Genomic DNA, 9,428 nt, shown 5'->3' on the forward strand with positions numbered 1-9,428 from the left:
GGCACCGGCCCGTGCGGGCTGCCGCGCTCGTCCACGATCGGGCGCAGCGCCTCGGCCAGCGCGGCGGCGTCGGCCGCGGTGCCGAGCGCGGCGGTGACGCGCGTCGGAAGCTGGCCGCGGTCCGCCTCCTCCTTCAGGTACTTCTCTCGGTCCTTGCCGCGCTTCGCCGCCAGCGCCGAGAGGTCCACGAAGACCGGCGTGCGGTTGTTCTTGCCGGCCTTGATGGCCAGCGCCGGGCCCGGCATCGCCTGGACGGTAAAGCCCATCACCGTCTCGTAGACGCTGCCGATCTGCTCCACGTCGAGGGTGCGGTAGGATAGCTTCTCGCCGTCCAGCACCAGCAGCCCGTCCAAGACGCGCAGCACGCAGCCGTCGGTCACGGCGGGCGGCGCAGGACCGTCCTCGGAGCTGTCCCGTCCTTCGAGGAAGGGGAAGGCGGCGGGGTCGAAGAGCTTCCCTCCCCTGCCCCGGATCCAACCTGTGCCGTCGCCGCCATGCACCAGCCGGAACAGCGCCAGCAGCCTGCCCCAGGCGCCGCGCCGCTCGTCCATCGTGTCGGGGTGGCGGGCGCGGTCGGCGAGCAGCTTGGCGTGCAGAGCGCGGACGCCGTAGCCCTCCGCGTACAGCGACCGCGCCGGGCCGTCGGCGCGCGAGGGGATGAGGTTCCGGTCCTCGGCGTAGAGCAGGAAGATCAGGCGCAGCAGGACGGTGAGCAGCCCCTCGTAAAGCTGCGTTGGGCGCTGCGCGGCGAGACGCTCCACCCGCGCCCGGTCCGCGGCGTGCAGGCCGCGCAGCAGTTCGTGCAGCGCACCAAGCACCTGGGTGGCGAGTTTTTGCGAAACCTCGGCCTGGGCGTCCCTGCTGGCCCGCAGCAGGCCGGGCAGACGGCGGTCGGAGCCGTCGGTGAACAGCCGGTGCGCGTTCAGCAGCAGCTTGAGGCCACCAAGCATCGGCCGGCCGCCGACGGTCGCAAGCTCCCGGAGGGGGAAGGACAGCCAGCCGCTCGTCTCGCCGCGCGGGGCGTGGACAAGGCGGAGATGGCTGTCGGTTACCAGGATGCCTGTCGGCACGCCGGTCTCGCGCAGCAGGCGCTCCAGCCGCTGGTGCGGCGTCGCCTCCCAGCCTTCCAGCGCGCCGCGGGCGTCGGGGGCGATGCCGGGGGCCTCGATGCGGACCAGCATCTGCCAGCCACCGTCGGGCTCGCGCACGGCCCAGGTCGGGGCAAGGGTGGTGTCCACCTCGGGCAGCGTGACGGAGAGCTCGTCGGGCAGGTCCGGCCCGCCGCGCGCGCCGGCCACGAAGGAAGCCTCCCAGCCGAGGATGCCGGCGAAGAACGACCAGGGGTCGGCGAGTGCCGGCTCGTCGTCCTTCTTCGCCAGGAACTCGGCTACTGCGTCACCGTCAGGGCGCAGCTGCTCCTCCGGCACCAGGCCGTGCCGGGCCAGGACAGCGGGGGCGACGACGAGGCCAGTCGGCTGGACGTGGCCGAGCCATTCAAGGTTGGGGTCGGGCGCGGGCATCCTCAGTTGCTTCCGGGCCAAAGGTACAGGAGGCCAACCACCTCGACGCGGTCGGCACGGATCTCGTAGCCCTCGCGCAGCCGGCGGGGCTCTTCCTCGAGCTGGGCGTCGAGCTCCACGAGCTTCTTCCGCCAATGCGCGCGGTCGAGGCGCCGCTGCTTCGCTTCATCGACATCGAAGACGAGCGAGAGCTGGGGATCCTCGGGTTCGGCGTCGGCGGTCGCGACGCGGTCGCGCTGGGCCGAGATGAGCGCATGAAGGTCAGCTGCCTCGCGCTCGCCCCGCTCGCCGAGAGCCTTTGCCGCCAAGTCGCGCGCCTCCGCGGCGCGGCGGCGGAGCTCGGGTTCGAGGTCGGCCGCGTCCTTGGCGGCCCAAGCGCGTACACGCTCGATCACGGAGGGGGGCGGGCGGCGCGGATCCCGGAGTGCCGCCTCGACCTGCGCCATCGTGGTCTCCTCGCCACGGGTGCCGAAGGGCTTGAGCGGCGTCGTGCCCCGTCCGGCTTCGGTCCAAGGTGCAGTGACGGTGACCATCTCTTCATGCAGGCGCGCAGCGCCCGGGCCGTAAAGGGCAAGCCGGCCGATCAGCACGACGCGTGGCTGGGCGCCCGGACCGAGCACCACGCAGGCGCGCGACAGCCCGGACTGAAAGCCTTGCGACAGGAAACGTCCGAGCAGCCGGCGGACAAGGCGGTGCTCCAGGTGAAGCTGCACCACACCTTCCGCGTCAGCTCCCTCCGGGGTCACGGCCGGCCGGAAAGAGAGCGCTCGCAGCGGGGCGGCGGCGCGCCATTCCCTGAGGTCGCGCCCGGTGCGAATGGTCTTCCCGTGTCGGATGCGAAGCGTGTCCAGCGCCTCGGGCCAACCAGCGGTGGCGAAGGCCGCATTTCCAGCATCGAGCCGGAAGATGGGCGTGCCTTCGATGGTGGCCTCCGGCGCGTCAAGTGGCGCACCGGCGCGCCCGAGCGCCGTAGCGACCACCGAGCGCAGCTCTTCGGGGTCTACACCGACACGCTCGCGCGACTGCTCCAGGTGCTTCCTGAGGTCATCAAGCTCGCGCGCCTGGCGCGCACGACGGCGCTCAGTCTCGTCGTCCATCTCGTCCTGGGCGCGCGCGACGATCGGATCGTCACCCTCCGCCGCCACCTCGCGCGCCTGCCGGGCTGCGGCGACGATGCCCTCGCGCGCCAGGCGCTCGGTCAGGCGGCCGGCAATGACCTGGCCGGCAGAGCCGAGCTGGTCGCGGATGCGCTCGGTCTTTTCGACGAGGGCCTTGAGGACGATGTCCTCCTCGCGTTGCGCGTAGACGAAGTAGCGGCACCAGACCTCGGGCGAGGGCTGGAGCTTGCGATCGATGCGGCCGTTGCGTTGCTCGAGACGCGCCGGGTTCCACGGAAGGTCGAAGTGGATCAGATCATGGCAGCGGGCCTGCAGGTTGATGCCTTCTCGTGCGGCGTCGGTGCAGATGAGGATCCGCAGCGGATCGCTGGCGGGGTCGGCGTTGAAACGGCGCTTCAGCTCCTCCCGTCGGTCGAGCGGCGTCGCACCAGTGAAGGCCGCCACACGCCCCTCCGGATCGAGGTCATCCAGCGTCTCCATCAATCGACGCTCGAGCCAGCGGCGGGTGGCCTCGTATTCGGTAAAGACGACCAGGCGCCGGGCATTCCAGGTACCGCCCGGCGCCATATGCTTGCGCACCCAGCCGGCGAGCCATCGGACCCGAGCGTCGGGGCGCCGGGCGGCTTCAGTCGCTAGGTCGAGCATGGCCTGTGCCGCCGCGCGGTCGGCCGCAGGCGCTGCGAAGGCGGCGGCAGCCTCTGTGCGCGCACGCTCCTCGCGCTCCAGGTCGAGCAGCCCGCGCTCTTCCTCCTCGGGCTCGTCTTCGGTTGCCTCTGCGGCGCCGCGTGCAAAGGACGCAGCGACGGCGGCAGAGGCGCCGCGCCGATCAAGGCCGGCGATGTGGACCTTCAGTGTCTCCGAGAAGGCCTGCGGGGAGGACAGTAGGCGCTGCTGCAGGCCGACGAAGGCTAGGCGCGCGAGGCCGGCCTCGCGCGGGGGCAGGGTCTCGGCCCGGCGGCGAAGCCCTGCGCCGTACTCTGCAAGCATGCGTGCCAGGCGGAGGTCGGGTGCGTCGGGCGGCAGGCCGTCGATGTCGACCGGGACGACATTCCGCTTCGGAAAGCGCTCCCCGAAGTGGCGGAGGTCCGACTTGAGGCGGCGGACCATGACCGCGTCCAGTTCGCGCGGCCGGACGGGGACGCCACGGGTGAAGCGCTGGGGGTCGAGGATCTCGAGCAGCGCGGAGAACGAGTTGCTGTGACCGTTGTGCGGCGTGGCCGAGAGGAAGAGGCGATGCTCGAAACGGCTGGCAAGGTCGCGGACCGCCTTGGTGAACTGGCTGTCCACGGCGTAGCGCGCACCACTCGCCGGCGCGGCGTGGTGTGCCTCATCGAGAATCAGCATCGCCCTCGGACGGAAGCCGCGAAGGGCGTCGCGTAGGCCGCCTGCGTAGGTGTCATCGGCCAAAAGCGAGTGGGAGACGATGAAGAAGGACCCCGCCGTCCAAGGGTTGGCGGCAAAGCCGCGATCCCGCCGGATGTCGGCGAGATGCTCGCGATCCACGATGGTGAAGGCTAGGCCGAACTTGGCCTCCAGCTCGTCTTGCCATTGGCGGACCATGCCGGCCGGTGCTGCCACGACGGCGAAGTCGACGCGGCGGCGGAGCAGCATCTCGCGCAGGACGAGGCCCGCCTCCACCGTCTTGCCGGCGCCGACGTCGTCGGCGATCAGCAGATTGACACGCGGCAGCCGGAGCGCCTTGCGGAGGGGCAAGAGCTGATACGCGTCAAGGCGGATGCCCGCGCGAAAGGGCGCCTGGAATAAGTCGCGGTCCGCAGCTGTCGCCGTGCCCCAGCGGATTGTGCGGAGGTAGGCGGCGAATACCTGCGGATCGTCGGTGCCGGTTCGGGCAAGGGCCTCCCAGCCCTCATCGCCAAGCAGTTCGGCGTCTAACTCCGCCGACCAAACAACCTCCGCAGTCTCGCCTTGGGCATCGTCATCGACGCAAGCGATGCGCAAAGCCGACAGGCCCCCGCCCAGCTCGCGTTCCCCTTCGACGAGCCAGCGCCGCCCACGCAGCCGAACAAAGTCTCCCGAACGCACACCAATCTCGCCCATGCGGACCCCCCGGCGTCCGCGACCGCCGGCATTTCACCAGCGCAGTTCACCGAACACGAGAAGAGTAGCGGAGCCTGCGATCAGAGCGGAACACCGAAACGAACCCAACGCCGCTGGCGCTGAGGGTAGTCTGTTCGACGCCCATGCGCCTGTGGCGCTTCGCAGAGTTTGGAGCCCGGCGCGAGTCTCTTGCTGCAGGCGACTGCTTAGCCTCAGCCCGATTACCGGGCCCGCGGGCGACCAAGACTCGCTCCTGCGAGTGCGGCCGTCGTCATCCGCGAGCCGACAGGTGGCCAAAACGATTAGCGAAAAAGGCGGGACAGGCCTCGAACTCCACAGCGCCCCCCCCGCAAAGAGTCCGACAGCAAACGCTCGGTTCCCGCAGCTGGTCGGGAGTGCGCACCGGAAGGCCAAACCGCGCCTCACCGGGGCGAACTGCACACACAGCCTGCACACAAGGCCAGCGTAGCTGCCCCTCTCCGACACTCAAGTTATTGAAAAGGATGGTCGGAGCGGCGGGATTTGAACCCACGACCCCCAGTCCCCCAGACTGATGCGCTACCAGGCTGCGCTACGCTCCGACGCCGCCGGCATAGCACCGCCCGACCACGGCCGCCAACCCTGCGGGAGCAGCGGCCGACGGCCGTTCCGGCCGCGGCGCCGCCTCAGTTCCGCTGGACCAGCGCGCGCAGTTCATGCGCCAGGCGTTCCAGCGTATCCAACGCCTCGCGCAGGGCGAGCGTCGCGGCGTCCTCCTCCTCGTCCCGCTCCGGCTCGCCGAGCGGCAGTTCCGGCGCGGCGCCGGCTTCGTCCAGCCCGCCCTCGCGGAGCAGGCGCTGCACGCCCTTGATCGTGTAGCCCTGGGTGTAGAGCAGGTCGGAGATCCGGCGCAGCAGCGCGATGTCCTCCGGCCGGTAGTAGCGCCGGCCGCCGCCGCGCTTCAGCGGCTTCAGCTGGGGGAACTTGGTCTCCCAGAATCGCAGCACATGCTGCGGGATCTGAAGGTCGTCGGCTACCTCGCTGATCGTGCGGAAGGCGGTGGGCGCCTTCCGCGGCCGGGCGCGGACGCCATCGCCGTTCTCCGTCGCGCCGTCGTCGCTCATGCGTCGTCGTCCGGACCCATTGGCTGGCCGGGGTTCAGGCGCGCCTTCAGAACCTGGGAAGGCCGGAAGGACAGCACCTTGCGTGGAAGGATCGGCACTTCGACCCCGGTCTTCGGATTCCGCCCCACCCGCTTGCCCTTCTGCCGGACCACGAAGGACCCGAAGGCGGAGATCTTCACGGATTCGCCGGACTCCAGCGTGGCCGACATGCGCTCCAGCACCGTCTCCAGCAAGGCCGCGCTCTCGTTCCGGGACAGGCCGACCTGGGTGTAGATGGCCTCCGCGAGGTCGGCGCGGGTCATGGTCTTCATCGCAGGCCTTCCTTGCGCCCCTTCCGGCTGCAGCGGAACGCCGCAACTCCCTCAAAGGACAGGAAAACCCGGCCCCGGTGGGGCCGTCAACCGCTTGTTTCGGATCGCCAGATGCAGTCTTGACAAAGCGAATGAGAAAACGCGCACAACTTACTGCAATATCGCAAAGATATCCCTAGAACCGCGCCAGCGCAGCGCCCCAGGTGAGGCCGCCGCCGATCGCTTCCATCAGCACCAGGTCGCCCCGCCTGATGCGCCCGTCCCGCGTCGCCTCCGCCAGCGCCAGCGGGATGGACGCCGCCGAGGTGTTGGCGTGGCGATCCACCGTCACCACTACGCGGTCCAGCGGCAGGTGCAGCTTCTTCCCCATCGCCTCGATGATGCGGATGTTGGCCTGGTGGGGCACCAGCCAGGTGACGTCGTCATGCCCCAGGCCGTTGGCCGCCAGCGCCTCGTCCACGGCGGCCGCCAGCTTGGTCACCGCGTGCTTGAACACCTCGCGGCCTGCCATGCGCACCACGCCCGTCCCGCCGGTGGAGCCCGCCCCGCCGTCCACGACAAGGATGTCGCCGAAGCGCCCGTCGGAATGCATGTGGGTGGAGAGCAGGCCGCGCCCCTCCCCGGCCGGGGTGGCGCGCAGGAACACCGCGCCCGCACCGTCGCCGAACAGCACGCAGGTGCCGCGATCCGTCCAGTCCAGGATGCGCGAATAGACCTCGGTCCCGATCACCAGCACGCCGCGCGCCTGGCCGGTGTGGAGCAGCGCGTCGGCGACGCCCAGCGCATAGACGAAGCCGGTGCAGGCGGCCGCGATATCGAAGGCAAAGCCGCGCGTCACGCCGAGCTTGCCCTGGATGCGCACGGCGGTGGCGGGAAAGGCGGAATCCGGCGTGGAGGTCGCGACCAGGATGGCATCGACCTCGCCGACATCGGCGCCGGCCTGTGCCAGGGCGGCCAGAGCCGCCTTCGCCCCCATGTCCGAAGCGGTCTCGCCCTCCGCCGCGATGTGGCGGCGGCGGATGCCCGTGCGCTCCACAATCCAGTCGTCGGAGGTGTCGAGCCCCTTCCAGGCGGCGAGCTCGTCGTTGGACAGTGACCGCTCCGGCAGGTAGCCGCCGGTGCCGGCGATCGCGGCGCGCAACGCGGGAATGGCCGGGTTCTCCCCCTCAGCGCGACGCGGCGTCGGCCCGCGGCGCGGCTTCCGAAAGGCGGCCGAGCCCCTCGCGGATGCGGTCGTTGAAGCGGTGCGTCACCATGTCCATGGCGACGTCCACGGCATGGGCGAAGCCGGTGCCGTCGGTGCCGCCATGGCTCTTCACCACGACGCCGTTCAGCCCGATCAGCACCGCGCCGTTGTAGCGCCGCGGGTCCATCCATTCGCGGAGGCGATCCAGGGCCGGCCTCGCCAGCAGGTAGCCGACGCGGGCGGGGATGGAACTGGTGAAGACCTGGCGCAGCAGGTCGCGCATCAGCTTCAGCGCGCCCTCCCCGGTCTTCAGCGCGACATTGCCCGTGAAGCCGTCCGTCACGATCACGTCCACCGTGCCGGCGGCGATATCGTGCCCTTCCACGAAGCCGCGGAAATTCTCGCCGAAGGCGGAATCGCGCAACGTCTCCGCGGCCTGGCGCACCCGCTCGTCGCCCTTCAGCTCCTCGGAGCCGACGTTGAGCAGCCCGATGGTCGGGCGGGTCAGGCCGAGCACGGAACGGGCGAAGGCGTCGCCCATCACCGCGAATTCCACCAGGTTGCGCGCGTCGCACTGCACATTGGCGCCGAGGTCGAGCATCACCACGTCGCCGCGTGCCGAAGGCCCGATGGCGGCCAGCGCCGGCCGGTCGATCTCCGGCAGCGTCTTCACGACGATCTTGGCCAGCGCCATCAGCGCGCCCGTGTTGCCGGCGGAGACGATGCCGGCCGCTTCCCGCGCCGCCACCGCGTCGATCGCGACGCGCATGGACGACCCGCGGATGCGCAGCGCAGCCGTGGGCTTCAGGTCGCCGGACACCACCTCCGGCGCGTGGCGCAGGCTGCACACCTTGGCCGCCCGCTTGCGCGTGGCGAGCAGGGCGCCGAGGCGCGCTTCGTCACCGACCAGCAGGAAGCGGGCATGCGGATGGCGCTCCGCGGCGAGTTCCAGCCCGTCCAGCACCGATTCCGGCGCGTGGTCGCCGCCCATGGCGTCCACGGCCAGCGAAAACGGCGTGGTCGCCGACGCGGTGCCCGTGTCAGCCAAGGCCGTGGTCCTGCCGGATGCCGGGCACCCCGCACGCCAGTCGCGGTTCGGCCGTCACGCGCGACATGCGCGCGTCAGAGACGGACGACGCCGCGGGCCTTCTCGGCGGAGACCACCTCGCGCCCGTCATAATGCCCGCAATGCGAGCAGACGTGGTGCGGGCGCTTCAGCTCGCCGCAATTGGCGCACTCATGATGCGCCGAGGCGGAAAGGGCGTGGTGGCTCCGGCGCATCCCGCGGCGGGAGGGCGAAACCTTCTTCTTCGGAACGGCCATGGCGCCGAGCCTCTTTCGTCAACAAGCTGCAAGATCGGGTGAGCCCGGCGGATTACCACCGCCCCCCGGGCGCCGCAAGCCGTGAGCCTCGCCGCGTGCGCAGGTCAGATCACCCTTCGCGGAGCTTTGCAAGCTTCGCGAAAGGATTGGGGCGCCCGGCGGACTCCGGCGCGGGCGCCTCCCTGGCGGCCGGCAGCTCCTCCTCCAGCGGCGGCAGCACGGCGCCTTCGGCCCGGGGATAAGGGTCGAGGGCGAGCGCGAGCTGCTCCGCCACCGCCTCGCCCAGGTCCACCAGCCCGCCCTGGCTCTCGATCTCGTCGGGGCTGTCCGGGTCGTCGTCCCGGGGTTCGGCACCGTCGTCCAGGATGCGGAGGTCGAGCTGGACCCGGACTGGCTGGCGCACGGGGTCGAGGGTGACCACGCAGGCCTGCTCCACCTCGGCCGTCAGCGTCCCTCGCGCCCGCACCGACCCGCCCGGCTCCGGCTCCAGCCGCAGCGTCGCCGCCAGGGCGTGGACGCCCAGGATGCCGAAGCGCCCGGCGAGTGCGGCGCGCTCCGCCTCGGTCGCCTCCAGCGACACCTCGCGCCGCTCCGGGCCCAGCCGGACCGGGCGGGAGAATTCGGGGCGGATCACGCAGCCGCCTCCGCCATCGCATCCGGGAAGCGCGCCCGGCCCGCGACCAGTTCGGCGAAGGGGGTGGCAGCGAGCGCGGCATCGGCGGCGGCGGCGACCCGAGCCAGCCTCTCCGGCGCGCCCGCCGGCGCCTCGCCGCGCCAGACATTGCGGCCCAGCGCCTCGGCGAGGCCCG

At 71.2% G+C, this 9,428-nt stretch carries 7 protein-coding genes, 1 tRNA gene and 1 pseudogene; all 9 read right to left on the bottom strand.

Translation table 11 applies throughout. The features are described from left to right. Positions 1-1,520, bottom strand: a 1,520-nt coding sequence (locus OZN99_RS18390; protein WP_270936724.1) for a hypothetical protein, incomplete at its 3' end; no start/stop codon positions are given. A 2-nt stretch (positions 1,521-1,522) separates the two neighbouring features. Then, positions 1,523-4,696 carry a DISARM system SNF2-like helicase DrmD gene (drmD, locus tag OZN99_RS18395; protein ID WP_270936725.1) on the bottom strand — a complete coding sequence of 1,058 codons (3,174 nt, stop codon included), beginning with the start codon at positions 4,694-4,696 and terminating at the stop codon, positions 1,523-1,525. A gap of 504 nt (positions 4,697-5,200) precedes the next feature. Continuing rightward, positions 5,201-5,277 (bottom strand) — tRNA-Pro (locus tag OZN99_RS18400). A gap of 233 nt (positions 5,278-5,510) precedes the next feature. Next, positions 5,511-5,799 (bottom strand): annotated as a pseudogene (locus OZN99_RS33455) (MerR family transcriptional regulator); the annotation flags it as partial. Next, on the bottom strand, positions 5,796-6,110 hold the full coding sequence (locus tag OZN99_RS18410) for an integration host factor subunit alpha (RefSeq protein WP_270936727.1): 315 nt from the start codon (positions 6,108-6,110) through the stop codon (positions 5,796-5,798). The gene OZN99_RS18410 and the pseudogene OZN99_RS33455, both read right to left, overlap by 4 nt. A gap of 175 nt (positions 6,111-6,285) precedes the next feature. Then, positions 6,286-7,260: a beta-ketoacyl-ACP synthase III gene (locus OZN99_RS18415; protein WP_270936731.1), complete on the bottom strand. Its 975-nt coding sequence runs from the start codon at positions 7,258-7,260 to the stop codon at positions 6,286-6,288. Positions 7,261-7,276: 16 nt separating this feature from the next. Then, positions 7,277-8,344, bottom strand: a complete 1,068-nt coding sequence (plsX, locus tag OZN99_RS18420) for a phosphate acyltransferase PlsX (protein ID WP_270936728.1) — start codon at positions 8,342-8,344, stop codon at positions 7,277-7,279. A gap of 74 nt (positions 8,345-8,418) precedes the next feature. Further along, positions 8,419-8,619 carry a 50S ribosomal protein L32 gene (rpmF, locus tag OZN99_RS18425; protein ID WP_270936729.1) on the bottom strand — a complete coding sequence of 67 codons (201 nt, stop codon included), beginning with the start codon at positions 8,617-8,619 and terminating at the stop codon, positions 8,419-8,421. A gap of 109 nt (positions 8,620-8,728) precedes the next feature. Further along, complete coding sequence (locus OZN99_RS18430; RefSeq protein ID WP_270936730.1) at positions 8,729-9,253, bottom strand: YceD family protein; 525 nt, start codon at positions 9,251-9,253, stop codon at positions 8,729-8,731. Positions 9,254-9,428: the final 175 nt, after the last annotated feature.

Origin of the sequence: Falsiroseomonas oryzae (genome assembly GCF_027856955.1) — a bacterium.
GTDB classification, from domain to species: domain Bacteria; phylum Pseudomonadota; class Alphaproteobacteria; order Acetobacterales; family Acetobacteraceae; genus Falsiroseomonas; species Falsiroseomonas oryzae.